This is a genomic window from Microbacterium sp. (assembly GCF_031180975.1).
GTDB lineage: Bacteria > Actinomycetota > Actinomycetes > Actinomycetales > Microbacteriaceae > Microbacterium.
This window is the reverse complement of sequence record NZ_JAPSLI010000001.1, coordinates 231083-254820: the sequence shown is the minus strand read 5'-3', so window position 1 is coordinate 254820 and position 23738 is coordinate 231083. Positions and strand designations below refer to the sequence as shown.

Here is a 23738-nt window from a genome sequence, read left to right as displayed (position 1 = left end):
ATCATGAAGTTCATGCTGATCATGCGCGCGACCGACGAGGCTGTGAAGGCGTACGAGGAGATCCCCTTCGAAGAGGTCATCGAAGCGATGGGCAAGTACAACGAGTCGATGATGAAGGCCGGCGTGCTGCTCGCCGGTGAGGGGCTGACCGACGCGGCCGAAGGCTTCGTGGTCGACTTCAGTGCTGAGAAGCCGCTCGTCACCGACGGCCCCTACGGTGAGACCAAGGAGCTGTTCAACGGCTTCTGGATCATCGAAGTCGCGTCGCGCGAGGAGGCGGTGGAGTGGGCCAGCCGTGCCCCGCTCGGTCCGGGCGCGTTCCTCGAGGTGCGCCGGGTCACCGAGATGTCCGACTTCCCGGCCGACAACGAGTGGATCGAGAAGGAAGCGGGCTGGCGCGAGGAGCAGGCGCAGCGCGCCCAGGGCTGACATGGCCACCGGAGACGTGACGGCGCGCCCCGCATCGGACGCGGGGCGCGCCGTCGCTGCCGTCTGGCGCATCGAGTCGGCCCGGATCGTGGCGACGCTCACCCGTATGGTCGGCGACTTCTCGCTCGCCGAGGACCTCGCTCAGGATGCGCTGACCGAGGCGCTCCAGCAGTGGCCATCAGACGGTGTGCCGCGCAACCCGGCGGCCTGGCTCACCGCGGTCGCGAAGCGGAAGGCGATCGACGGCTGGCGGCGGCGCGAGCGCCACGACGAACGCATCGCCGCGATCGCGCACGACCTGGAACGCGAGCAGGACGAGGCCACGGATGCGCTGCCGTGGGACCCGGATGCCATCGACGACGACGTCCTGCGGCTGATCTTCATCGCCTGCCACCCCGTCCTCTCCCGCGAGGCACAGGTCGCGCTGACCCTCCGTGTGGTCGGCGGTCTGAGCAGCGAGGAGATCGCCCGCGCGTTCCTGGTGCCGGTCGCCACCGTGCAGCAGCGCATCGTCCGCGCGAAGAAGACGCTCGGCGCGGCGCACGCGCCGTTCGAGCTGCCGCCGCGCGAGGAGTTCCGCGGGCGGCTCAGTGCCGTGCTCGGTGTGCTGTACCTCATCTTCAACGAGGCGCACGCCGCCAGCAGCGGCCCCGACTGGATGCGCCCCGATCTCGCCCGTGAGGCGATCCGGCTCGCCCGGGTGCTCGCCGAACTGGTGCCGCGCGAGCCCGAGGTGCACGGGCTGCTCGCCCTCATGGAGCTGACCGCCGCCCGCTTCCCGGCGCGCACCGACGCGAACGGCGATCCGGTGCTGCTGGCGGATCAGGACCGCACCCGATGGGATCGGTCCGCGATCGCCCGGGGGCGCGCTGCGCTCGCCCGCGCCGACGCGCTGGGGCGAGGCCGCGGCGGGTACGCGCTGCAGGCGGCGATCGCGGAGTGCCATGCCGTGGCGGCATCCGTCGAGGAGACCGACTGGGAGCGCATCGTGATCCTGTACGAGGCGCTCGGGCAGCTGACGCCTTCGCCCGTGATCGAACTGAACCGGGCCGCTGCGGTCGCGATGGCCACCGGCCCGGCATCCGCTCTGCTCATCGTCGACCGTCTCGTCGCATCGGGACAGCTGCGTGGCTACCACCTGCTGCCGGCGACCCGCGGCGAGCTGCTGCTGCGGCTGGGGCGCACCGAGGAGGCCAGAAACGAGTTCGCGGCCGCTGCCCGACTGGCGGGCAACGACCGCGAACGGTCCGCACTCGAGCTCAAAGCCCGAGGCTGACGGTCGGTCAGGCGCGGGTGCGGTCCCCGCGGCCGACGATGAGGCCGTAGATCAGCAGCACGACGATCGAACCACCGATGGCGAGGAGCCAGGTCTGCAGGCTCCAGAACTCCTCGAGGGGAGCGTTGAAGAGCACGGAGCCCAGCCAGCCGCCGAGGAGTGCGCCCACGACACCGAGCAGCAGCGTGACGATCCAGCCGCCGCCCTGCCGGCCGGGGAGGATCAGCTTGGCGATCGCACCGGCGATGAGACCGAGGAGGAGGAAAGCGAGGAAGCCCATGAGAGTCTCCGTTCTGTTGGTAGGTGACGGGGTGCCGTCTCCACCAGCATGCTCCCGGTGTCCTCCCAGCCCGCACCCCCTTGCGCCGATGCGCGAGAATGCGCTATTCGCGTGATCGGCGCACGAAAAAGGCGGTCGCCCCATCGGGACGACCGCCTCTCTCAGAGTCGGATCGGTCTCACTCGTTGCCGCGCAGGATCGCGAGGATCCGCAGGATCTCGACGTACAGCCAGACGACCGTGACCATGATGCCGAAGGCGCCCAGCCAGCCGTACTGGCGGGGAGCACCGTTGCGCACGCCCTGCTGGATCTGGTCGAAGTCGAGCACCAGCGAGTATGCGGCCATGAACACGACCAGGATGCCGATGATGAGACCGAGCGGGATGCCGGCGACGTCCATGCTGTACAGGCCGAACGCGCCACCGGCCATCGGGACGTTCGTCCACATCAGGATGAGGTTGAGCACCGAGAAGGCCATGTAGCCGAACATCGCGATCATGACGATCTTGGTCATCTTCGCGGAGGCCCGGATCTTGCCGCTGGCGAACAGGGCGAGGGTGACGCCGACCACCGAGACGGTCGCGAGGGTGGCCTGCACGACCACACCGGGCCAGATCAGCTCGAAGAACGCCGAGATGCCGCCGACGAACAGACCCTCGAAGGCCGCGTACGCCCAGATCAGGCCGGGGCGGACCTTCTTGCGCGAGGTGAACGTGACGACCATCGCCAGCACGAAGCCGCCCAGCGCGCCGATGATCCACGGCATCATGTTCGCCTGGCCGGTGGCGATGGCGCTGGACCAGGTCCACATCCACCCGACGACGGCGGTGACGAGCAGGATGCCGAACAGGCCGGCGGTCTTCCAGACGGTGTCCTCGACCGTCATTCGGTCGGTCTCGATCGCGCCGGCCGGGGGAGCGGCGTACATGCCCTCCAGGTGTGCGTTGGTGGCGGCGTCGACTCCGGCGTGCGTGAACGCGGAGGTCTGCGCGGGCGGGGGAGTGTACGGGCCCTGAGTGGCCTGCGGCCCGCCCGGGTAGGTCGCGACATTGCGCGGATCCTGCTGCTGGAACGCCGGGTTGTTGAATGCGAAGTTGCTCATGGTGGCCTCTACTCCCGAGGGATCGGTCATCGCTTTCCTTTACGATACCCGCGCGGGGCTATGAGAGAGGTGCTTTACGCTGTGAGCGTGCCCAGGAAATCGCCGCTCGTCATCGGTCATCGCGGCGCCCCCGGGTACCGGCCGGAGCACAGCAGATCGTCGTACGAACTGGCCCTCGCGATGGGGGTCGACGCGGTCGAACCCGATATCGTCGCTACCAAGGACGGCGTGCTCGTCATCCGGCACGAGAACGAGATCTCCGGCACCACGGACGTCGCTCAGCGCCCGGAGTACGCCGAGCGTCGCACCACCAAGCGCATCGACGGGGTGGCGCTGACGGGCTGGTTCACGGAGGACTTCACCTGGGACGAGCTCTCGACGCTGCGCACGCGGGAGCGGCTGCCGAAGATCCGCCGCTCCAGCGCCAGCTTCGACGACGGGCAGCCCATCCTGCGTCTGCGTGACCTCCTCGACCTCGTGCGGGAGGGGTCCGACGAGCACGGCCGTGAGATCGGCGTGGTGCTGGAGATCAAGCACGCCACGTACTTCGAGAGCATCGGGCTCGCTCTGGCGCCGCTGATCGAGCGGGAACTGCGGGAATCCGGTTGGGCCGATGGCGAGTTGCCGCTGATCATCGAGGCGTTCGAGTCGACCGTGCTGCGCCAGCTGCGGGAGCGTGGCGTGGCGGCATCCTTCGTCTACCTCATCGAGGCCACGGGAAAGCCGTTCGACCTCGTCGCCGCCCACGGCAAGGCTGCACCGTCGTATCGCGACGCGGTCACCCCCGCTGGACTCGACGCGCTGGTGGGGAAGGTGGACGGCATCAGCGTCAACAAGCGGATGCTGTTGGAGCAGGGCAACCGGATCGTGGCCGACGCGCACGCCCGCGGGCTGAAGGTGTTCACTTGGACGGCCCGGCCCGAGAACGCGTTCCTGTCGCCGGAGTACCGCACCGGGGGCGGCAAGTCCGCATACGGCGACTACGAGTCGGAATGGTCGGCCATCGCCGCCTCCGGGGTCGACGGCGTGTTCGTCGACCACCCGGATCTGGCGGTGTCGTTCTTCCGCGGCTGAGCGGCGCGGGCCGGATGCCGGATCAGCGCGCGAATGCGCCGCTGCGGGCCGGCACGATCTCCTTGCCGAGCGGCATGAGCGAGATCGGCACCATCTTGAAGTCGGCGATGCCCATCGGGACGCCGATGATTGTGATGCACAGTGCGATGCCGGACAGGATGTGCCCGATCGCCAGCCACCATCCGGCCAGCACCACCCACACCACGTTGCCGAGCAGCGAGCCGATGCCGGCCGTGCCGCGGTCGACGACCTCGCGCCCGAACGGCCACAGCGCGTAGTTGGCCAGGCGGAACGACGCGATCGCCCACGGGATCGTCACGATCGGGATGCATAGCAGAACCCCCGCCAGGACGTAGCCCAGGAAGAGTGCCCAGCCGGCCAGGATGACCCAGATGATGTTGAGGATCGTGCGCATGTGCTGATTCTCGCACTCCCGCCCGGATCCGGGTGTCGGATGCCGCACCTAGACTCGTAAGGCCATGATCGACGCGCCTCTCACCACCACCGCCGGCCCCGGATCCACCGGCGCCGGACCGGACCCGCTGCTCTCCGGACTCAACCCGCAGCAGCTCGAGGCCGTCACCTACCGCGGCGACGCGCTGCTCATCGTCGCGGGCGCCGGATCCGGCAAGACGAGCGTGCTCACCCGCAGGATCGCACTGCTGCTGCGCCAGCGCGAGGCGTGGCCGAGCCAGATCCTCGCCATCACGTTCACCAACAAGGCCGCCGGTGAGATGCGCGAGCGCGTCGAGTCGCTGGTGGGGCAGGCCGCCCGCGGCATGTGGATCTCGACGTTCCACTCCGCCTGCGTGCGGATCCTGCGTCGCGAGGCCGAGCAGTTCGGCTTCACGAAGTCGTTCACCATTTACGACTCGGGCGACTCCCGTGCGCTGCTGAAGCGGCTGGTGAAGGAGCACGAGGCCGACGCGTTCGGGCTCACTCCGGCATCCGTGCAGTCGCGGATCTCGAAGCTGAAGAACGAGCTGACCGATGCCGAGGGCTATGCCCGCCAGGCCAACATGAGCGACCCGGCCGAGCGGGTGTTCGTCGACATCTTCACCGACTACCAGCGCGCGCTGCAGAAGGCGAACGCGTTCGACTTCGACGACCTGATCGCACAGACGGTCTTCCTGTTCCGGGCGTTCCCGCAGGTCGCCGACACCTATCGGCGCCGGTTCCGGCACATCCTCGTGGACGAGTACCAGGACACCAACCACGCCCAGTACGCGCTCATCCACGAGCTCACGCGGCCGGTGTCGGGCTCGGCGTCCGAGCCGTATGCCCTGAACGGCATGATGATCTTCGAGCCGGACCCTTCGCCTCAGCCAGGTGAAGACGCCCCGGTCGGGGGCGCCTCGCTGACCGTGGTGGGCGACTCCGATCAGTCCATCTACGCGTTCCGCGGCGCCGACATCCGCAACATCAGTGAGTTCGAGCGCGACTTCCCGGGCGCGAAAGTAGTGCTGCTCGAGCAGAACTACCGGTCGACGCAGAACATCCTGTCGGCGGCGAACGCCGTCATCGGGCACAACTTCGACCGCAAGGCGAAGAACCTGTGGAGTGACAAGGGGCCTGGTGAGAAGATCGTCGGCTTCACCGGCTACTCGCAGCACGACGAGGCGCAGTTCGTCGCCGACGAGATCGAGGCGCTGCGCCTCGCCGGCATCCCGTACTCCGAGATGGCGGTCTTCTACCGCACCAACTCGCAGTCGCGTGCGCTGGAGGAGATCTTCATCCGCTCCGCCGTGCCGTACAAGATCATGGGCGGCACCAAGTTCTACGAGCGCGCCGAGATCAAGGACGCCCTCGCCTACCTCGTCGCCGTCGCCAACCCGGCGGACGACATGGCGGTGCGCCGCATCCTGAACAAGCCGCGCCGCGGCATCGGCGATGTCACCGAGACCGCGATCGCCCGCTTCGCCGACGAGCACGGACTCAGCTTCCGCGACGCGCTGCGCCACCCGGGGGAGCTCGGCGTGGGGCCGAAGCTGCAGGCGGCGATCGGTCAGTTGGACGCGGTGCTCGCCGAGGCCAGTGAGATCGTCGCCCCGGCATCCGGCGAGGTGCCTCCGCCGACGTCGGTGGCCGAGGCACTCACGGTGCTGCTGACCAAGAGTGGCTACTTCGACGCGCTGCGCGCCAGTCGCGACCCGCAGGACGAGGCGCGCCTCGAGAACCTCGACGAGTTCATCGCCGTGGCCCGTGACTTCGCACGGAACAACCCCGACGGCACCATCGTCGACTTCCTCACCGAGGTAGCGCTGGTGTCGGATGCCGATGATCTCGACGACGAGTCCGGCACGGTGTCGTTGATGACCATGCACACAGCGAAGGGCCTCGAGTACGACGCGGTGTTCGTCACTGGCGTCGAGGAGGACCTCATCCCGCACCGCATCTCCGCGGGGGAGCCCGGTGGACCGCAAGAGGAGCGCCGGCTGTTCTACGTCGGCATCACCCGCGCCCGCAAGCGGCTGCACCTGTCGCTGGCGATGACCCGCGCGCAGTTCGGCGAGGTTTCGGTCGCGATGCCGAGCCGGTTCCTGCAGGAGATCCCCGCCGACCTCATCGACTGGCGGCAGTCTCCGGGCGACGTGAACTCCCGCGGCGGGATGCAGTCGCGCGCGCTCAACGCGCGGCGTCCCGGCGGGTTCGGGTCGTCGGGCGGCGACCGGTTCGGGGTCAGCCCGCTGCCGAAGAGCCAGCTCAAGCCGCTGTCGACCGCGATGGACAAGTTCGCGAACAGGGTCACCGGCAAGGTGCGCGACAACGGCGACCTGGAGCTGGCCGCCGGCGACCGCATCCGCCACGACGACTTCGGCGAGGGGCGCGTCGAGGCCATCACCGGCGAGGGCGCCAAGCGCATCGCGCACGTGCGCTTCGACACGGCGGGGCAGAAGAAGCTCCTGGTCAAGATCGCCCCGATCACCAAGCTCTGAGTGACCATCGGTCGTTGAGCGAGCCCATCTTCGGTCGTTGAGCGAGCGGAGCGAGACGAAACGCGCCCGTTGTGGCGGGGGCTCCGCTGAGGGGGGCGTTTCGTCTCGGTCGCCTGCGGCTTCCTCGCTCAACGACCGGGGGAGGGCTCAACGACCGGGGAGGCCGTCGGCGTTAGGCTGGCAGATATGGGCCTTTTCTCCCGCCGTAAGAAGTCCGACGACGCACTCATCGACGAGGCCGTCGAGACCGGCACCCCGGATGGTGCCGACGCCGACCCGGCGGACGCCGAATCCGCGGCATCCGCCGAGGCCGCCGCCCCGGCCGAGCCGGTCCCCAGCGTCGGCATCTCGGTGCAGGCGTTCCGCGGGGTCGGAGCCGACGCCGGCCCAGAGGTGACGCTGTCCTCGGAGGACGAGCCCGCGCAGCGGGCATCGGCGCCCAGCGCGCCGGCATCCGCTCCCTCCGCCGCGCAGCAGCAGGCCACGCAGGAGCCGCCCAAGCTGCCCCTCGCCCCGGCGCTCCCGCCGGAGCAGACGCACACTGTCGAGGGGCTGAACGACAACGTCCTGCTGCGTGAGGCCCTGGCCCAGCTCGCCGAAGGGGCGACGAACGAGCAGTTCCTCGGTGTGCTGCGCCAGTCGCTGCAGGGCCACCTCTACCTCCGCGTGCACGGCGATGCCCGCCAGCAGATCAGCGAGGGCAAGCCGCTGTCGGTGGGCGTGATCCGCGACGGCGAACGCTCGTTCATGCTCGCCTACAGCTCCGGTGCCGCCCTGCGCGCGTCGGTGCAAGGTGACGAGGAGGCGGCCGCCACCTCCGCCATCGCCCAGCCGGTCACGTCGGTGTACCAGCAGGTGGTGTCAGGGGGGTTCACCGGCCTCATCATCGACAACGCCTCCGCGCCGCACCGCGCCGTGTTCCCGACCGAGCTGTTGAAGAGGGCGCTCGAGCAGGGCGACGAGAACATGACGATCAAGACGATCCTCGCCGCCCCGCGGCAGGCCGACTCCGCGGCACGGGTCGCCGAGGCGCTCGCCACCACACGCACCTGGGTGGCGGTCAACGAGGGCGGCAACGGCCAGCCAGTCGGGATCGCCGAGGCGCGCACCACCGACGGCCGCCGCTTCCTGCAGGTGTTCTCGCACCCGCTCGAGGTCGTCGCCCTCGGCCGTAAGGACAAGCCGATGCCGTTCCCGCCCGAGCAGCTCGCCAAGGTGCTCAGCTCGCACTCCGAGATCGCAGGCGTGCTGGTCGACATCGGCGGACCGTCGATCGCGCTCGAACGTGCCGATCTCGCGCCCGTTCTCGTACTCGCCGTCGACATCGGCGACTGACAGATACCGCCACAACCGGGCGCGGTTCAAGCCCTGTCGCGGCGTCCGTCTCTCGCTCTAGGGTCGGAGTCATGGCCGCTGACCGTGTGACCCTGACCGTGACAGACCCCGACGGTGAGCGCGAGGTCGCGCTTTCCAGCCCGAACAAGGTGGTGTGGCCGCCCGCCGAGGGCGACACCGGCGACGGGATCACCAAGGCCGAGTTCGCGGAGTACGCCCAGCAGGTCGCCGAGCCGTTCCTCGCCGCGAACGGCAACCGGCCGGTCTCGCTGGAACGCTTCCGTGACGGCATCCAGGGCGAGCAGTTCTTCTCGAAGAACCCGCCCAAGGGAACCCCCGACTTCGTCGATGCCGTCATGTGCACCTACAACAGCGGCCGACGGCATCCGCAGATCGTGCTGAACCGCCCCAGTGCGATCGTGTGGGCGGTGCAGATGAACACGGTCGTCTTCCATCCCTGGGCGTCGCTGGCTGACAACACCGACAACCCGGTCGAGCTGCGCATCGACCTCGACCCTCAGCCCGGCACCGGCGTCGAGCAGGCGATCCCCGCCGCGCACGAGCTGCGCAACGTGCTGCGCGAGGCGGGCCTGGAGCCGTTCATCAAGACCAGCGGCAACCGTGGCCTGCACGTCTTCTGCCCGATCGTGCCGGAATGGGAGTTCCTCACCGTCCGGCACGCAGTTATCGCCGCGGGACGCGAGTTGGAGCGGCGGATGCCGGAGCGCGTGACCACCAGCTGGTGGAAGGAGGAGCGCGGCGAGAAGATCTTCGTCGACTTCAATCAGGCCAACCGCGACCGCACCATGGCCGGGGCGTACAGTCCCCGGGCGAAGCCGGGAGCGCCCGTGTCGACGCCGCTGCACTGGGACGAGGTGGATGACGTCGACCCGCGCCGGTTCACGATCCGCACGATCCCACAACGCCTGGCCGACATCGGCGACCCGTGGGCCGAGCTGCAGAAGGACCCGGGGCGCATCGACACGCTTCTGGAGTGGTGGGAGCGCGACGTGCAGAACGGCCTCGGCGAGATGCCGTTCCCGCCGGAGTTCCCGAAGATGCCGGGCGAGCCGCCGCGGGTGCAGCCCAGCAAGAAGGTCGCAGCGAACTGGAACCCCGACGGCACGCCCGTCGAGGACTGACCGTCACTCCAGCACGTCGGCGAGGTCGTACCCGGCCACGGTGTCCAGCTGGTCGAACGTGCACGAGCGGGCGTCCCGGTCCGGACGCCACCGCTCGAACTGCACCGTGTGCCGGAAGCGCGCGCCCTCGAGCTGGTCGTAGCGCACCTCGAGCACGAGCTCGGGGCGCAGGCGCACGAAGGACACGTCCTTCGCGCCGCTGAAGCGCGAGCGTTCGCCCTCGCCCATGACGGCCTCGCCGCCGGCATCCCGCTCCACGAGCGGGTCGAGCTCGTCGACCAGCTTCCGGCGCATCGCGTCGCTCCACGCCGCAACGCCGCCCACCTGACGGAGCGCGCCGGAGTCGTCGTACAGGCCGACGAGCAGCGAACCGACGCCGGAACCGCTCTTGTGCACCCGGTAGCCGAGCGCGACGACATCCGCGGTACGGGCGTGCTTGATCTTGATCAGGGTTCGCTTCCCCGGCGCGTAAGGGTCGTCCAGTGGTTTGGCGACCACGCCGTCCAGCCCGGCGCCCTCGAACTCGGCCAGCCAGCGGCGGGCGAGGTCGGCGTCCTCGGTCGTGCGGGTCAGGTGCAGCGGATGCCTGGCGCCGGCCAGCATCCGCTCGAGTCGTGCCCGCCGCTCGCGGAACGGATGCTGCTGCAGATCCTCATCGCCTTCGGCGAGCAGGTCGAACGCGATGAACATCGCCGGCGTCTCGACGGCGAGCTTCGCGACCCGAGATGCGGCCGGGTGGATGCGCTGGCTGAGCGCCTCCCAGTCCAGGCGCTGAGCACCATCGGGTCCGGTGGCGACGACGATCTCGCCGTCGAGCAGGCACGGGCCCGGAAGGATGCCGGGCAGCGCCTCGACCAACTCGGGGAAGTAGCGCGTGAGCGGCTTGGCGCCGCGGGAGCCGATCTCGAGCGTCTCGCCATCCCACGCCACCAGCCCTCGGAAGCCGTCCCACTTCGGCTCGAACAGCATCGGCTTCTTCGTCGGGTCGGGGACGGATGCCGCGGCCTTCGCCAACATCGGGGCGGGGATGTCGTAACGCATGCTCCCATCCTGCTGCCCCGGCGCCGGGGCGGGAAGCCCGCGCGGCGTGGTGGACCTGCTCGGCGCTCCGGGTTGAGGTGGCGCAGATGGTCGTCGCCCCCCACCAGGATGTGGCCCGAATGGTCGCTACACGGCGGGGGATGCGGCAAGGTGCGCCACATCGGGGCACCCGCGTGCGCGCGTTCGTCGCCTGGCGCCCCGTGGAGGTGGCGCGCATGGTCGTCACCCCCCCACCAGGATGTGGCGCGCATGGTCGTCACCCCACCAGGATGTGGCGCGCATGGTCGCTTCACGGCGCCGGATGCGGCAAGGTGCGCCACATCGGGGCACGCGAGCGCGCGGGATGCGGCGAACTGCGCCACGTTACAGGGCGCCGAGCAGGGCGCGGCGCTCAGGCGAACAGCTCCTCGGGGGTGGTGCGGATGCCGGCGTCGCGGAGCGCCGTGCGGGCGGCGTGCCAACCCGGCATCCCCGTCACTCCCGGCCCGGGCGGTGTCGACGCCGACGCGAGGTACACGCCGGACAAGGGCGTGCGCCACGGCGCCGGCGAGATCACCGGGCGGCGCACCGCCTGCAGCATGCTGAACGCGCCGCCCAGGATGTCCCCGTCGATCTCGGCCGGGTTCAGCATCTCGCGGGCCGACGCCGGCACCGCGTGCGAGGCGAGGATGCGGTCGCGGAACCCTGGCGCGAAGCGCTCGATCTGCCGGATGATCAGCTCGGTGGCATCCAACGGCGAGTCCGCCGGGACGTGGATGTAGGTCCACAGCACGCTCTTGCCCTCCGGCGCCCTGCTCTCGTCGAGCACGGATGGCTGCACGACGAGCACGTACGGCCGGTCGCTGACCGCCCCGCGGACGACCGCGTTCTCGCTGGCCCACACCTCCGCCTGCGTGCCGCCGACGTGCACGGTGGGGGACTGCGCGACCAGCGGATTCGTCCACGGCACCGGACCGTCGAGGGCGAAGTCCACCTTCGCCGCCCCCGACCCGTAGCGGTACGAGCGGATCGCCCTGGCGTAGTGCGGCGGGATGTCGGGGTGCGTGAGCGCCAACCGCGGCGACGTGTTGAGCACGAGCACGTCGCCGTGCGCCGGGTCCCCCCAGTCGAGCGTCGCGAGGTCGTCGACCCGCTCGCCGGTGCGGATCGTGCCGCCGTGCCCCTCGAGGTCGGCCTGCAGGACGTCGGCGATGCGCTGTGCGCCGCCTCGCGGGTAGGGCCACCCGCCGGCGTGCGCGTGCGCGGCCAGCAGCAGGCCCGCCGCCGCGGCGCTCGGGGCGGGCAGAGCGGCGTTGGCGTGCGCGATCACGCCCGACAGCAGGGCGGCTGCCTCCGGTGTGCGGAACGTGCGCTTCGCGAGCGGGGATCCCTGCTCGAGCACCCGCAGCCCGTACCGGATCGCCGTGATCGGATGCCGGGGGATGCGCAGCAGCGCGTTGCCGGTGAAGTCCTGCACGCCCTCGATGTGCGTGGACAGCGGGCGCAGCAGCGCGTACCAGGCGCGCGCGTCCACCCCGAGGGCCTCGGCGGTGCGGTCGATGTCGCGCCAGGCGATGCCGGCCCTGCCGTCGTCGAGGGGGTGCGCGAACGAGATCTCCGGGCGCACCCAGTCGATCCGCTCCGCGAGCCCGAAGGCGCGGAAGAACGGCGAATCCGGGGCCGCCGGGTGCACCGCCGAGCACACATCCGTGACGAAGCCGGGAAGCGGGCCCGGCTGCGTGCGGACGCCACCGCCCACCGTGTCGGCCGCCTCGAGCACCTCGACGTCGTAGCCGGCGCGCGCCAGGGAGACGGCCGCGACGAGCCCGTTCGGTCCGCTTCCGATCACCGTCGCCCGTGCCATCCCGCCAGTCTTCCATGCGATCCTTGAACGTGATGAAAGAAGTTCAGGGGCCGACGCCCGCAGGCACGTCCCGTCCCTACAAGTCCCTCGCCGACGCGCTGCGCGCCCACCGTGTGCCCGAGGAGAACCACGCCTTCATCGCCGAGATCCTCGACGCCGTCGGCGTGACCACGCTGATCGACCGCGGCCGCTACATCGAGGCGCTGCGCCGCGGGGAGGGCGCGCCGCTGCACATCGGCAGGACGTACACGAACGGCTTCGCGGAGGGGGAGCAGGTCGTGCTGCGCTCCGGCCCGCTGCGGCTGCAGCCCAGCGAGGGCCGCCCGCCGTACTGGTACGCGACGCACCCGAGTGAGTTCCTCGACGCGGCGCCGGTGGGCAAGCGCACCGCAGTCCGCAAGCCCGCCACGCCCCGGGCCACCGCCGAGCGCCCGCCGCGCGCTCCGAAGTCGGTCGAGCGCGACTACGGTGTGTGCGACGTGTGCTTCATGGTGCGCAACGCCGCGGGCAACTGCGGCTGCGACTGAGCGGGGGCGCCCGCCGTCACGCGTGGGCTGTAGTTTCTGGCATCCGCTGCGTTGATCGATGGCGCGGATGCCGCAAGCTGGCGCGGACATGGTGCGCACGCCCGCGGGGGCCGGAGATCGAACGCGAAGCGCGGGCGCGAGCTCAGACGAAGGCGCTCATCCCGGTGATGTCGCGGCCCAGCAACAGGGCCTGCACGCTCTCGGTGCCCTCGTAGGTGTGGATGGCCTCGATGTCGGCCATGTGCTGGATGACCCCGTACTCCAGCAGGATGCCGTTGCCGCCGAGCAGGTCGCGCGCGGTCGCCGCGATCCGGCGCGCGGCGCGCGTGTTGTGGAACTTCGCCAGCGACGCCTGCGTCGGCCGCAGCGCGCCGGCCAGCTCGAGGTCCGCCAGCCGGCGGCAGTACAGCTGCATCGCGGTGAGGTCCTCGAGCATGTGCGTGAGCCGTTCCTGGACCATCTGGAACTTCGCCAGGGGCCTGCCGAACTGCATGCGCTGCATCGCGTACGACAGCGCCGCCTCGTAGCAGGCGGTGGCGTGCCCGAGTGCTGACCAGGCGACCCCGGACCGCGTGGCGTACAGCACCGTCGAGGCGTCCTTGAAGGTGCGCGTGCCCGGCAGCACGGCGTCGGCGGGCAGCCGGACGTCGTCGAGACGGATGTGCGCCTGATGGATGCCGCGCAGCGACGCCTTCCCTTCGATGACCGTGCCCTGATAGCCGGGGGAGTCCTGCGGCACGATGAAGCACCGCACCCCGTCGTGGTCGTCGGCGCCCTCGTCGTCGATCCGCGCCCAGACCAGGGTGATCCCACCGGACGCACCGTTGCCGATCCACTTCTTCGACCCGCGGATCACCCACTCGAAAGCATCCGACCCGTCCGTCCGCACCCGCCGGGCGGTGGTCTCCAGTGAGACCGAGTCGGACCCGTGGTCGGGCTCGGTGAGGGCGAAGGCGGCCAGCACACTGGCATCCGCCACCGGCTTCAGCCAGCGCTCCTGCTGCTGCGCGCTGCCGAACAGCGCGAGGGTGCGCAGTGCCAGCCCGCCCTGGACGGCGACGATCGTCCCCAGCGAGCCGTCACCGCGAGAGATCTCCATGTTGACGAGTCCGGCAGCCAAAGGCGACATGCGGGTCAGGGCCGGGTGCTCGATGCCGTCCACGATGAGGTCGTACTCGCCGAGTCGGCGCGCCGCCTGGAGAGGGTACTCCGCCCGGTCCCAGGCGGCGGTCATCATCGGCGCGACCTCGTCGACGTACTCCCTGGCGCGCTCCCAGACCGCCCGGTCGGCGTCGGGGATGTCGGCGAAGACGGCGTAGTAGTCGGTGTCCAGGCGCGAGCGGATGTCGTAGCGGTCGACGCTCTCACCGGGGAAGACGGGGTCGGCGGTCATGGCGCTCCTTCGCGGACTCGATAGGTACTGAGTGTCAGCCTAACCGAAACGGAGTCTCACGAACCCTCGGGCCGGTGCGGGTCAGTCGGACAGCTTGGCCTGCACCCGGCGGGACATCTCGGCGATCGGCATGACGCGCGGGAACACCGCGACGACGACGTCGTCGGGCTGCGGCTCGGGCTCGCCGGGCAGGACGCCGTACCGCCGCCGGACGTCGTCGAGTGCGCGGCGCAGCGTCGCAACCGGCACCTTCTCGCCGCGCAGCAGCTGCCGCAGCACGTGGTTGTGGACGGCCGTCACCAGCGCCGAGAAGCCCACGGCGTCGATGGGGGCGAGACCAGGGAGCGACTCGCGCAGGTACTCGTCGAACAGACGCTCGTAGCGGAACACCGTCACGATCTCCCGGTCGCGCAGACCGGGCACGCCTCGGACGATCTCGTACCGGCGCCGGGCCAGTTCGGGATCGCGGGCGAAGTGCGAGAAGACCCGCTCGGATGCCGCGCACACCGCCTCCCACGGGTCGTCGTGCGGCTCGGAGAGGAACGCGCGCAGCTCGGCGATGAGCCCCTCGTGGTCGGCGAAGACCACATCCTCCTTGCCGCCGAACTGCCGGAAGAACGTGGAGCGGGAGACGCCGGCGGCGCGGGCGATCTGCTCCACCGACGTCGCGTCGAACCCCTGACGCGCGAACAGTTCGAGCGCTGCGGCGACGACAGCGGTGCGCGTGGGCGACACCTCGGCATGCTCGGTCATACCGGCGAGCCTATCGCCGGGCGATCGGCTGGACACGGCCCCTGACGGCGCGTGACGGGATGCCATTCGCCATGCACCGCCCGCGAAACCGCGTACGGGGAGGGGGGATCCGCGGTAGTAGGCTGTGGAATCGGGTCGACTCAGGTCGACACACCCGACAGAACTGTCGCGTCCCATCCGCCGCAACCAGCGAAGGACTGCACTGTGGATCTCTACGAGTACCAGGCACGAGACCTTTTCGAATCCTACGGAGTGCCGGTTCTCGCCGGCATCGTCGCCGACACCCCCGAGGAGGTGAAGGCAGCGGCTGAGAAGCTGGGTGGCGTGGTCGTCGTCAAGGCGCAGGTCAAGACCGGCGGACGCGGCAAGGCAGGCGGCGTCAAGGTCGCCAAGAACCCCGACGAGGCGTACGAGGCGGCCAAGGCCATCCTCGGCCTCGACATCAAGGGCCACGTCGTGCAGCGGGTCATGGTCGCGGCCGGTGCTCGCATCGCCGAGGAGTACTACTTCTCGGTGCTGCTCGACCGCGCCAACCGTTCGTACCTGAGCCTGTGCTCGGTCGAGGGCGGCATGGAGATCGAGCAGCTCGCCGTCGAGAAGCCCGAGGCCCTTGCCCGTATCGAGGTCGACCCGCTCACCGGCATCGACAAGGCCAAGGCCGTCGAGATCGCCAAGGCCGCGAACTTCCCCGAGGACCTCGTCGAGAAGGTCTCGGACGTGTTCGTGAAGCTGTACGAGGTGTACAAGGGTGAGGACGCCACCCTCGTCGAGGTCAACCCGCTGGTGCGCACCGAGGACGGCGAGATCATCGCCCTCGACGGCAAGGTCACCCTCGACGACAACGGCAGCGAGGTACGCCACCCCGAGCACGAGGAGCTCGAGGACAAGGCCGCCACCGACCCGCTGGAGGCGAAGGCCAAGGCCGCGGGGCTCAACTACGTCAAGCTCGACGGACAGGTCGGCATCATCGGCAACGGCGCTGGACTCGTCATGTCCACGCTCGACGTGGTCGCCTACGCCGGCGAGAACCACGGCGGCGTCAAGCCGGCGAACTTCCTCGACATCGGCGGCGGCGCGAACGCCCAGGTCATGGCGAGCGGCCTCGACGTGATCCTCGGCGACGAGCAGGTCAAGAGCGTCTTCGTGAACGTGTTCGGCGGCATCACCTCCTGCGTCGCGGTCGCCGAGGGCATCGTCAAGGCTCTCGAGATCCTGGGCGACTCGGCCACCAAGCCGCTCGTCGTGCGGCTGGACGGCAACCAGGTCGAGGAGGGCCGCGCGATCCTGGCCGAGGCCAACCACCCGCTCGTCACGCTCGCCGCCACCATGGACGAGGGTGCCGACAAGGCGGCCGAGCTGGCGAACGCCTGACCCTTCGACAGGCTCAGGGACCCAATCTTTAAGGACTGAAGAAATGTCGATCTACCTCAACAAGGACTCCAAGGTCATCGTCCAGGGCATCACCGGCGGCGAGGGCACCAAGCACACCGCGCTCATGCTGAAGGCCGGCACGAACATCGTCGGCGGCGTGAACGCCCGCAAGGCCGGCACCACCGTCACGCACGAGAAGCCGCACGAGGGCGAGGTCGACCTGCCCGTGTTCGGCACGGTCGCCGAAGCCATCGAGAAGACCGGCGCTGATGTGTCGGTCGCCTTCGTGCCGCCGAAGTTCGCCAAGGACGCGATGATCGAGGCCATCGACGCCGAGATCCCGCTGCTGGTCGTCATCACCGAGGGCATCCCGGTCGGCGACAGCGCCGAGGCGTGGGCGTACGCGAAGTCGAAGGGCAACAAGACCCGCATCATCGGCCCGAACTGCCCCGGCATCATCACCCCCGGTGAGGCGCTCGCCGGCATCACCCCGGCGAACATCACCGGCAAAGGCCCGATCGGCCTGGTGTCGAAGTCGGGCACGCTGACCTACCAGATGATGTACGAACTGCGCGACCTGGGCTTCTCGACCGCCATCGGCATCGGCGGCGACCCGGTCATCGGCACCACGCACATCGACGCGCTCGCCGCCTTCGAGGCGGACCCCGAGACGAAGGCGATCGTGATGATCGGCGAGATCGGTGGCGACGCCGAGGAGCGCGCGGCCGAGTACATCAAGGCGAACGTGACCAAGCCGGTCGTCGGCTACGTGGCGGGCTTCACCGCGCCGGAGGGCAAGACGATGGGCCACGCCGGTGCGATCGTGTCCGGCTCCGCCGGCACCGCGCAGGCGAAGAAGGAGGCACTGGAGGCCGCCGGTGTCAAGGTCGGCAAGACCCCGTCCGAGACCGCCGACCTGATGCGCGAGATCGTCGAGTCGCTCTGACGCGCTAGACTCGAACGCGAAGGCCCTGGGTTCCACCCCAGGGCCTTCGTCATGTGCGGTGTGAGGAAGCGGCGACCGCGACGAGCATTCCGTCGAGCGCGTCGTGCACGGACCGCCGGCTCGTGGCGTCCGCACCGCTCTCCACCAGCCAGAGGGCCGCTTCGTTCATCGCGCCCGACAGCAGGGCTGTCGTGGCGTCCACGGCGTCGGTGGGGACGCCGACGTCCACGAGCGCCTCACGCAGGTGCACCGCCGAGGCCTCCGCATCGGCACGTCGCCACGCCGACCACCCCAGCGCGGCAGGCCCGTCGATCAGCAGCACCCTGGCGCGACCGGCCTCGGTGATGGCATCCAGGAACGCGTGACTGCCGGCACGCAACGCCGCCACCGGGTCCGGGTCGCGCACCGCCGCGACCACCGCGTGCGCCACGTCCTGCTGCATCCGCGAGACGACGGCGAGGAACAGGCCGGTCTTGGACCGATAGTGATGGTAGACGGCACCGCGCGTCACCGCCGCATCGGCGGCGACGTCATCGACGGAGGTCCCCGCAAACCCGTGCTCCGAGAATCGGGTGAGCGCTGACCGCAGGATCCGTTCTGCGGTCATCGCGGCGTCAGCGGCGCTGGCTCGCGGCATCCCGTCTCCTCTTCACATACGTACGTTGTGCATGTATCCTAGCCGGAAGAGATACATACAGCCTGTACGTAAAGGAGGGCCGGATGCCGGTCACCAGCCTCTATCCCGTGGTCATGGTCGAGGACGTCGCGGCCTCGGCAGCGTTCTACCGCGATCACCTCGGGTTCCGCAGCGCCTTCGAGAGCGAGTGGTACGTCAGCCTCGCGTCGGATGCCGGGGAGCTCGCCATCTTGCACCATGCGCACGAGACCATTCCGGCCGGTTTCCGGCAGGCCGTGGCCGGCCTGCTGCTGAACCTCGAGGTCACCGACGCCGCCGCTGAGCACCGCAGGCTCGTGGGAACCCTCGGCCTGCCGGAGAGGCTCAGCCTGCGTGATGAGGAATTCGGTCAGCGGCACTTCATCATCGAGGCGCCTGGCGGTGTGCTCGTCGACGTGATCGAACCGATCGAGCCATCGCCCGCCTTCGCCGCCGCGTACGCGGCAACGGAGTGAGCGCACGCCGTCGAACGGCGCCCGTCGCACGCGGCGCGGTCGTCAGGCGCCCAGCAGCGCTTCGATCGGGCCGCGGGCGAAGAAGATCAGGAAGCCGGCGCCCACCACCCACAGCAGCGGACTGACCGACTTCGCACGCCCCGAGAACGCGTGGATGAGCACCCAGCTCACGAAGCCCGCGCCGATGCCGTTCGCGATCGAGTAGGTGAGCGGCATCACCGTGACGGTGAGGAACACCGGCAGCAGCACCCGGAAGTCGGCGAAGTCGATGTGCCGGATCTGCGCCATCATCATCGCGCCGACGATGATCAGCGCGGCGGCGGCGATCTCGGTGGGAACGATCGAGGTGAGCGGCGTGAGGAACATCGCCGCCAGGAACACCAGGCCGGTGACCACGTTCGCCAGGCCCGTGCGGGCACCCTCGCCGATGCCGGCACCGGACTCGATGAACACGGTGCTGGACGACGACGAGGTGGCACCACCGGCGATGGCGCCGACGCCCTCGACCACCAGCGCGGACTTGATGCGCGGGAAGTCGCCCTTGGCGTCGGCGAGCTCGGCCTCCTTGGCCAGGCCGGTCATCGTGCCCATGGCGTCGAAGAAGTTCGTGAAAAGCAGGGTGAAGACGATCATGATGAGCGTCACCACACCGACCCGGCCGAGATCGAAACCGAAGTCGACGGCGCCGATCAGGCTCAGATCCGGCACGCTGACCGGCGAACCCTGCAGCGCCGGCACGGTCAGGCCCCAGCCGCCCGGGTTGGCGACCTCGCCGTCCGCACCGGTCTTCGGCCCGATGTGCCAGACGGCCTCGACGACGACCGCCAGCACGGTGCCGGACACCAGGCCGATCAGCATCCCGCCCTTGATCTTGAGCGCGACGAGGATGCCGGTGATGATCAGCGTCACCACGAAGAGCAGGCTCGGAACGGTGGCGACGGAGCCGTTGACACCGAGGCCGACCGGCGGCGACGGGCTGCCGGTGGTGGTGACGAAGCCCGAGTTCACGAACCCGATGAAGGCGATGAACAGGCCGATGCCGACAGTGATCGCCATCTTCAGCTGGAACGGCACGGCGTCGAAGATCAGCTTCCGCAGGCCGGTGGCCGCCAGCAGCACGATGATCGCGCCGTTGATCATCACCAGCGCCATCGCCTCGGGCCAGGTGACCTGCCCGATGACGCTGAACGCCAGGAATGCGTTGATTCCCAGGCCCGCGGCGAAACCGAACGGCAGACGGGTGATGAGGCCGAACACGATGGTCATCACACCGGCGGTCAGCGCGGTCGCCGCGCCCACCGCACCGAACGCCAGGGCGTTGCCGGCGACGTCCTCCTTGCCGGACAGGATGATCGGGTTCAGGATGACGATGTACGCCATCGTCACGAACGTGACCAGCCCGCCGCGGATCTCGGCGCCGACGGTGGAGCCGCGCTTGCTGATCTCGAAGAAGCGGTCGAGTGCGCCGGCCGGTTCGCGGTCGGGCGTGCGTCGGTTGGTGGCGTGCGCCGGGGCAGTCTTCATCGGGTGGAACCTCCCTGGAAAACCTACCGTGTCGGCGCTGCTCCGCGCGTGCCCCGGCCCGGGTGCAGGATGCCGTCGTAGGCTCGATCCGTCATGCAACGCCTCCTCATCGCGCTCCTCGCCGCGCTCGACGCCGTCGTCGCCGCGGCCGTCGGCCTGGTGGCGCTGCTGGCGCCCTTCACGCTGCTGTGGCTGCTCGCCTTCGGGCTGACCGCGGACTGGGGAGCGCTGTGGCCGGTCAGCGGCACGCTGTGGCAGTTCGCGCACGCGGTGCCCGTCGAGGTGCGACTGCCCGACGCGCTGCTCTCGTCGCTCGGCATCCCCACGGCGGCGGCATCCTTCAACCTGACCGTCCCGCCTCTGGCGGTGCTGCTCTTCACGCTGCTGTTCGGCGCTCGCTCGGGGCGGCGCGCCTCGGCAGCCGGGTCGTGGCCGATCGGCGTGGCGTCCGGCGCCCTCGCCTTCACCGCCGCCAGTGCCGTCGTGGCACTCACTGCGCGCTCCGGAGTGCTGCGAGTGGAGTTGTGGGCGGGCATCGTCATCCCGGCTGCCGTGTACCTGGTCGGTCTGCTCGCCGGCGCCGTGGTGCACGCATGGTCGGAGGGCGACGGCGGTCTCATCGATCGCCTGCACGACATCGTGGACGGACTCGGCGACTGGGCTCCGGTCACCGCCGAATCGCTCAGAGGCGCGGCGGCGGTCCTCGTCGCGCTCACCGGCGCCGGCGCGGTGGGAATCGCGGTCATGACGCTGCTGCGCGGCGGCGAGGTCATCGCGCTGTTCGAGGCCGCGCGGGTGGACGTGCTCGGCGCCGCAATGCTCACGCTGGCGCACCTCGCCTATCTGCCCACGCTCATCGTCTGGTCGGTGGGCTGGCTCGCCGGGCCCGGATTCGCGGTCGGCAGCGGCACGGCCGTGTCACCGGCCGGCACCGAACTGGGGGTCGTCCCCGGCATCCCGGTGCTCGGTCTCATCCCGGAGAACTCCTCGATGTGGATGCTGATCAGCGTCCTCGTCCCGGTCGCGGCCGGCGCGGTCGCGGGGTGGATGATCCGTTCCCGCCTGGTCTGGGAGGGGCTCGGAACCGGGCTCGCTCCGCGCGCCGCGATCGCTGCCGGTATCGCCGCGCTATCGGCGGGCGCTGCGGCGCTCGCCGCCGTGCTGGCATCCGGCTCGATCGGACCGGGCCGGCTCGCGGAGGCGGGGCCGGCGCCCGGTGCACTGGCCCTCGCGATCGGTGTGGAGGTGCTGCTCGGCGCCGGCATCCTGCTGCTCACCCCTCGGCACCGCGACGAGCTCGCCGAGGAGCGCACCGACCGCTGGAACGCGGAGATGGCCGGGCTCACCGCCCCGATAGACTGACCGGGTGCTGACGCTCGCCGTTCTCATCTCGGGCACCGGTTCGAATCTTCGGGCCCTGCTCGATGCCGCGAGCCACCCCGACTTCCCTGCCCGTGTCGTCGTCGTCGGCGCCGACCGGGAAGCCGAAGGCCTCGCCCACGCCGAGGAGTTCGGCATCCCGACCTTCACCGTGCCGTGGGGGTCGTTCGACAGCCGGGAGGCGTGGGGCGAGGAGCTCGCCCGCGAACTCGACGTCTGGACGCCCGACCTGGTGGTGCTCAGCGGCCTGATGCGCCTGCTGCCGGCATCCGTCGTCGCCCGCTACGCGCCGCGGATCATCAACACCCACCCGGCCTACCTGCCCGAGTTCCCCGGCGCACACGGCGTGCGCGACGCGCTCGCCGCGGGCGTGACCCAGACCGGCGCCAGCGTGATCGTCGTCGACGACGGCGTCGACACCGGCCCGATCCTCGCCCAGGAGCGCGTGCCCGTGCACCCGGGCGACACCGAGCACAGCCTGCACGAGCGCATCAAGCCGGTCGAGCGGCGCCTGCTCATCGACGTGGTGCGCCGCATCGCGACCGGCGAGCTCGCGCTGACCGGTTGACCCGACCGAACCGACGTCCCGCACGATCCGACGCAGACCCGAACGCACGAACGAAGGAGCACGACCATGGCCGGCCCCCGCCAGGACCCCTCGCTGTACCGCCACCGCGACACGGTGCCGATCAGGCGGGCCCTCGTCTCGGTGAGCGACAAGACCGACCTGCTCCCGCTGGCCGAGGCGCTGGTCGCCGCCGGGGTGGAGATCGTGTCGACCGGGTCGACGGCTGCCACGATCCGCGAGGCCGGCCACCCGGTCACCGACGTCGCGGCCGTCACGGGCGTGGACGAGATGCTGGACGGGCGCGTCAAGACCCTGCATCCGAAGATCCACGGCGGACTGCTCGCCGACCTGCGGTTGGAGGACCACGAGGGCCAGCTCGAGCACCTCGGCATCGAGCCGTTCGAGCTCGTCGTGGTGAACCTGTACCCGTTCGTCGAGACCGTCGCGTCCGGCGCCGAGGGCGACGACGTGGTGGAGCAGATCGACATCGGCGGCCCCGCGATGGTGCGTGCCGCGGCGAAGAACTACGCCAACGTCGCGATCGTCGTCTCGCCGGAGTCGTACGGCGCCGTCATCGAGGCCATCCGTGCCGGCGGGACGACGCTGGCGCAGCGCCGCCAGCTCGCCGCCCGCGCCTTCTCGCACACCGCGTCGTACGACTCCGCCGTGGCCCAGTGGTTCGCGGAGGGCACGCTCGCCGAGGGTGGAGACCTGCCCGCGCATCTGACCATCAAGGCGGAGCGGCTGGCCACCCTGCGCTACGGCGAGAACTCCCACCAGCGCGGCGCCATCTACACCCGCGCGGGCGGCCACGGCATCGCCCAGGCCACCCAGCTGCAGGGCAAGGAGATGTCGTACAACAACTACGTCGACGCGGATGCCGCGCTGCGCGCCGCCTACGACATGGTGCTCCCGGCCGTCGCGATCATCAAGCATGCCAACCCGTGCGGCATCGCCACGACCGCCCCGAACGCCCTCGACCCGATCGCCAGCGCGCACCTGCGCGCCCACGAGTGCGACCCGGTGTCGGCGTACGGCGGTGTGATCGCGGCGAACGGCACCGTCACGCTGAAAATGGCAGAGAACCTGAAGGACATCTTCACCGAGGTCATCGTCGCGCCCGACTTCGAGCCGGCGGCGCTCGAGGTCTTCAAGGCGAAGAAGAACCTGCGCCTGCTGAAGCTGCCCGAGGACTGGCGGCAGGAGCGCATGGACGTTCGCCTGGTGTCCGGCGGGCTGCTGCTGCAGGACGCCGACCGGTTCCCGGACGACATCTGGTCGGTCGCGAAGAACTGGGAGCTCGTGTCGGGGGAGCGCCCGGACGACGACGAGCTGGAGAACCTGATCTTCGCGTGGAAGGCGTGCCGTGCCGTGAAGTCGAACGCGATCGTGCTCGCCAAGGGCAACGCGACCGTCGGCGTCGGAATGGGTCAGGTCAACCGCGTCGACTCGTGCCGCCTGGCAGTGGAGCGCGCGGGTGACCGCGCCGCGGGGTCGGTCGCCGCGTCCGACGCGTTCTTCCCGTTCGCGGACGGCGCCCAGGTGCTCATCGACGCCGGAGTCACGGCGATCGTGCAGCCGGGCGGCTCGGTCAGGGACGACGAGGTCGTGGATGCCGCCCGCAAGGCCGGCGTGACGATGTTCTTCACCGGGGAGCGTCACTTCTTCCACTGACGCCCGCGGACCC

22 protein-coding genes are annotated in these 23738 nt (G+C 70.2%); 13 read left to right on the top strand and 9 right to left on the bottom strand.

All coding sequences use genetic code 11. The annotated features are described in order from the left end of the window. Positions 1 to 3: 3 nt before the first annotated feature. On the top strand, positions 4 to 429 hold the full coding sequence (locus tag RIF65_RS01195; RefSeq protein WP_309064640.1) for a YciI family protein: 426 nt from the start codon (positions 4 to 6) through the stop codon (positions 427 to 429). Between the two features lies 1 nt (position 430). After that, positions 431 to 1705 (top strand): RNA polymerase sigma factor, encoded by a 1275-nt coding sequence (locus tag RIF65_RS01190; RefSeq protein WP_309064641.1) that lies wholly within the window; start codon positions 431 to 433, stop codon positions 1703 to 1705. A 7-nt stretch (positions 1706 to 1712) separates the two neighbouring features. Here RIF65_RS01190 and RIF65_RS01185 read toward each other — a convergent pair whose 3' ends face one another. Further along, a complete protein-coding gene (locus RIF65_RS01185) occupies positions 1713 to 1985 on the bottom strand; it encodes a GlsB/YeaQ/YmgE family stress response membrane protein (protein ID WP_309064642.1) in 273 nt (90 codons plus the stop codon). A 178-nt stretch (positions 1986 to 2163) separates the two neighbouring features. Then, positions 2164 to 3087, bottom strand: coding sequence for a Bax inhibitor-1/YccA family protein (locus RIF65_RS01180; protein WP_309064763.1), 924 nt, complete (start codon positions 3085 to 3087; stop codon positions 2164 to 2166). Positions 3088 to 3174: 87 nt separating this feature from the next. Between RIF65_RS01180 and RIF65_RS01175 the strand changes: the two genes are divergently transcribed. Continuing rightward, positions 3175 to 4161, top strand: coding sequence for a glycerophosphodiester phosphodiesterase family protein (locus RIF65_RS01175; protein WP_309064643.1), 987 nt, complete (start codon positions 3175 to 3177; stop codon positions 4159 to 4161). 22 nt (positions 4162 to 4183) lie between these two features. Here the strand turns inward: RIF65_RS01175 and RIF65_RS01170 are convergent, their stop codons facing one another. Then, on the bottom strand, positions 4184 to 4576 hold the full coding sequence (locus RIF65_RS01170; protein ID WP_309064644.1) for a YccF domain-containing protein: 393 nt from the start codon (positions 4574 to 4576) through the stop codon (positions 4184 to 4186). A gap of 64 nt (positions 4577 to 4640) precedes the next feature. Here RIF65_RS01170 and RIF65_RS01165 point away from each other — a divergent pair, with 64 nt between their 5' ends. The 3 genes from RIF65_RS01165 (at position 4641) to ligD (ending at position 9574) form a co-directional block, all read left to right on the top strand. After that, positions 4641 to 7097 carry an ATP-dependent helicase gene (locus RIF65_RS01165; protein WP_309064645.1) on the top strand — a complete coding sequence of 819 codons (2457 nt, stop codon included), beginning with the start codon at positions 4641 to 4643 and terminating at the stop codon, positions 7095 to 7097. Positions 7098 to 7283: 186 nt separating this feature from the next. Continuing rightward, complete coding sequence (locus tag RIF65_RS01160) at positions 7284 to 8432, top strand: SseB family protein (RefSeq protein ID WP_309064646.1); 1149 nt, start codon at positions 7284 to 7286, stop codon at positions 8430 to 8432. A 71-nt stretch (positions 8433 to 8503) separates the two neighbouring features. Beyond that, entirely contained in the window at positions 8504 to 9574 is a 1071-nt protein-coding gene (gene ligD / locus RIF65_RS01155; protein ID WP_309064647.1) for a non-homologous end-joining DNA ligase, read from the top strand. 3 nt (positions 9575 to 9577) lie between these two features. On the opposite strand, the gene RIF65_RS01150 is transcribed toward ligD, so the two are convergent. Continuing rightward, positions 9578 to 10615 carry an ATP-dependent DNA ligase gene (locus RIF65_RS01150; RefSeq protein ID WP_309064648.1) on the bottom strand — a complete coding sequence of 346 codons (1038 nt, stop codon included), beginning with the start codon at positions 10613 to 10615 and terminating at the stop codon, positions 9578 to 9580. A 391-nt stretch (positions 10616 to 11006) separates the two neighbouring features. Beyond that, entirely contained in the window at positions 11007 to 12458 is a 1452-nt protein-coding gene (locus tag RIF65_RS01145) for a phytoene desaturase family protein (RefSeq protein WP_309064649.1), read from the bottom strand. 32 nt (positions 12459 to 12490) lie between these two features. Here RIF65_RS01145 and RIF65_RS01140 point away from each other — a divergent pair, with 32 nt between their 5' ends. Further along, positions 12491 to 12985 carry a hypothetical protein gene (locus tag RIF65_RS01140; RefSeq protein ID WP_309064650.1) on the top strand — a complete coding sequence of 165 codons (495 nt, stop codon included), beginning with the start codon at positions 12491 to 12493 and terminating at the stop codon, positions 12983 to 12985. Positions 12986 to 13127: 142 nt separating this feature from the next. On the opposite strand, the gene RIF65_RS01135 is transcribed toward RIF65_RS01140, so the two are convergent. Together RIF65_RS01135 and RIF65_RS01130 are read right to left on the bottom strand one after the other, a co-directional pair. Next, entirely contained in the window at positions 13128 to 14378 is a 1251-nt protein-coding gene (locus RIF65_RS01135) for an acyl-CoA dehydrogenase family protein (RefSeq protein WP_309064651.1), read from the bottom strand. A gap of 81 nt (positions 14379 to 14459) precedes the next feature. Continuing rightward, positions 14460 to 15131: a TetR/AcrR family transcriptional regulator gene (locus RIF65_RS01130; protein WP_309064652.1), complete on the bottom strand. Its 672-nt coding sequence runs from the start codon at positions 15129 to 15131 to the stop codon at positions 14460 to 14462. 204 nt (positions 15132 to 15335) lie between these two features. Here RIF65_RS01130 and sucC point away from each other — a divergent pair, with 204 nt between their 5' ends. Beyond that, positions 15336 to 16502 carry an ADP-forming succinate--CoA ligase subunit beta gene (sucC, locus tag RIF65_RS01125; RefSeq protein ID WP_309064653.1) on the top strand — a complete coding sequence of 389 codons (1167 nt, stop codon included), beginning with the start codon at positions 15336 to 15338 and terminating at the stop codon, positions 16500 to 16502. 43 nt (positions 16503 to 16545) lie between these two features. Beyond that, on the top strand, positions 16546 to 17448 hold the full coding sequence (gene sucD, locus RIF65_RS01120) for a succinate--CoA ligase subunit alpha (protein WP_309064654.1): 903 nt from the start codon (positions 16546 to 16548) through the stop codon (positions 17446 to 17448). Between the two features lie 49 nt (positions 17449 to 17497). Here the strand turns inward: sucD and RIF65_RS01115 are convergent, their stop codons facing one another. Beyond that, positions 17498 to 18085, bottom strand: coding sequence for a TetR/AcrR family transcriptional regulator (locus RIF65_RS01115; protein WP_309064655.1), 588 nt, complete (start codon positions 18083 to 18085; stop codon positions 17498 to 17500). Between the two features lie 83 nt (positions 18086 to 18168). Here RIF65_RS01115 and RIF65_RS01110 point away from each other — a divergent pair, with 83 nt between their 5' ends. Beyond that, positions 18169 to 18579, top strand: a complete 411-nt coding sequence (locus RIF65_RS01110) for a VOC family protein (RefSeq protein WP_309064656.1) — start codon at positions 18169 to 18171, stop codon at positions 18577 to 18579. A 42-nt stretch (positions 18580 to 18621) separates the two neighbouring features. Here the strand turns inward: RIF65_RS01110 and RIF65_RS01105 are convergent, their stop codons facing one another. Then, positions 18622 to 20103, bottom strand: coding sequence for an NCS2 family permease (locus tag RIF65_RS01105; RefSeq protein WP_309064657.1), 1482 nt, complete (start codon positions 20101 to 20103; stop codon positions 18622 to 18624). Between the two features lie 93 nt (positions 20104 to 20196). On the opposite strand from RIF65_RS01105, the gene RIF65_RS01100 reads away from it, so the two are divergent. The 3 genes from RIF65_RS01100 (at position 20197) to purH (ending at position 23725) form a co-directional block, all read left to right on the top strand. After that, positions 20197 to 21465: a cell division protein PerM gene (locus RIF65_RS01100; RefSeq protein ID WP_309064658.1), complete on the top strand. Its 1269-nt coding sequence runs from the start codon at positions 20197 to 20199 to the stop codon at positions 21463 to 21465. A 4-nt stretch (positions 21466 to 21469) separates the two neighbouring features. Then, the gene (purN, locus tag RIF65_RS01095; protein ID WP_309064659.1) at positions 21470 to 22051 is read left to right on the top strand and encodes a phosphoribosylglycinamide formyltransferase; all 582 of its coding nucleotides are present in this window, start codon (positions 21470 to 21472) and stop codon (positions 22049 to 22051) included. A 66-nt stretch (positions 22052 to 22117) separates the two neighbouring features. Next, on the top strand, positions 22118 to 23725 hold the full coding sequence (gene purH, locus RIF65_RS01090) for a bifunctional phosphoribosylaminoimidazolecarboxamide formyltransferase/IMP cyclohydrolase (RefSeq protein ID WP_309064660.1): 1608 nt from the start codon (positions 22118 to 22120) through the stop codon (positions 23723 to 23725). Positions 23726 to 23738 lie beyond the last annotated feature (13 nt).

What these genes read in the sequence shown, in the direction of transcription:
- RIF65_RS01115 (WP_309064655.1), bottom strand. Translation starts at nt 18,085, where the DNA reads ATGCCGCGAGCCAGCGCCGCTGACGCCGCGATGACCGCAGAACGGATC.
- RIF65_RS01185 (WP_309064642.1), bottom strand. Translation starts at nt 1,985, where the DNA reads ATGGGCTTCCTCGCTTTCCTCCTCCTCGGTCTCATCGCCGGTGCGATC.
- RIF65_RS01100 (WP_309064658.1), top strand. Translation starts at nt 20,197, where the DNA reads ATGCAACGCCTCCTCATCGCGCTCCTCGCCGCGCTCGACGCCGTCGTC.
- RIF65_RS01145 (WP_309064649.1), bottom strand. Translation starts at nt 12,458, where the DNA reads ATGGCACGGGCGACGGTGATCGGAAGCGGACCGAACGGGCTCGTCGCG.
- RIF65_RS01160 (WP_309064646.1), top strand. Translation starts at nt 7,284, where the DNA reads ATGGGCCTTTTCTCCCGCCGTAAGAAGTCCGACGACGCACTCATCGAC.
- RIF65_RS01190 (WP_309064641.1), top strand. Translation starts at nt 431, where the DNA reads ATGGCCACCGGAGACGTGACGGCGCGCCCCGCATCGGACGCGGGGCGC.
- purH (WP_309064660.1), top strand. Translation starts at nt 22,118, where the DNA reads ATGGCCGGCCCCCGCCAGGACCCCTCGCTGTACCGCCACCGCGACACG.
- RIF65_RS01150 (WP_309064648.1), bottom strand. Translation starts at nt 10,615, where the DNA reads ATGCGTTACGACATCCCCGCCCCGATGTTGGCGAAGGCCGCGGCATCC.
- RIF65_RS01195 (WP_309064640.1), top strand. Translation starts at nt 4, where the DNA reads ATGAAGTTCATGCTGATCATGCGCGCGACCGACGAGGCTGTGAAGGCG.
- sucD (WP_309064654.1), top strand. Translation starts at nt 16,546, where the DNA reads ATGTCGATCTACCTCAACAAGGACTCCAAGGTCATCGTCCAGGGCATC.
- RIF65_RS01180 (WP_309064763.1), bottom strand. Translation starts at nt 3,087, where the DNA reads ATGAGCAACTTCGCATTCAACAACCCGGCGTTCCAGCAGCAGGATCCG.
- RIF65_RS01170 (WP_309064644.1), bottom strand. Translation starts at nt 4,576, where the DNA reads ATGCGCACGATCCTCAACATCATCTGGGTCATCCTGGCCGGCTGGGCA.
- RIF65_RS01110 (WP_309064656.1), top strand. Translation starts at nt 18,169, where the DNA reads ATGCCGGTCACCAGCCTCTATCCCGTGGTCATGGTCGAGGACGTCGCG.
- RIF65_RS01130 (WP_309064652.1), bottom strand. Translation starts at nt 15,131, where the DNA reads ATGACCGAGCATGCCGAGGTGTCGCCCACGCGCACCGCTGTCGTCGCC.
- ligD (WP_309064647.1), top strand. Translation starts at nt 8,504, where the DNA reads ATGGCCGCTGACCGTGTGACCCTGACCGTGACAGACCCCGACGGTGAG.
- RIF65_RS01105 (WP_309064657.1), bottom strand. Translation starts at nt 20,103, where the DNA reads ATGAAGACTGCCCCGGCGCACGCCACCAACCGACGCACGCCCGACCGC.
- RIF65_RS01135 (WP_309064651.1), bottom strand. Translation starts at nt 14,378, where the DNA reads ATGACCGCCGACCCCGTCTTCCCCGGTGAGAGCGTCGACCGCTACGAC.
- RIF65_RS01165 (WP_309064645.1), top strand. Translation starts at nt 4,641, where the DNA reads ATGATCGACGCGCCTCTCACCACCACCGCCGGCCCCGGATCCACCGGC.
- RIF65_RS01140 (WP_309064650.1), top strand. Translation starts at nt 12,491, where the DNA reads ATGAAAGAAGTTCAGGGGCCGACGCCCGCAGGCACGTCCCGTCCCTAC.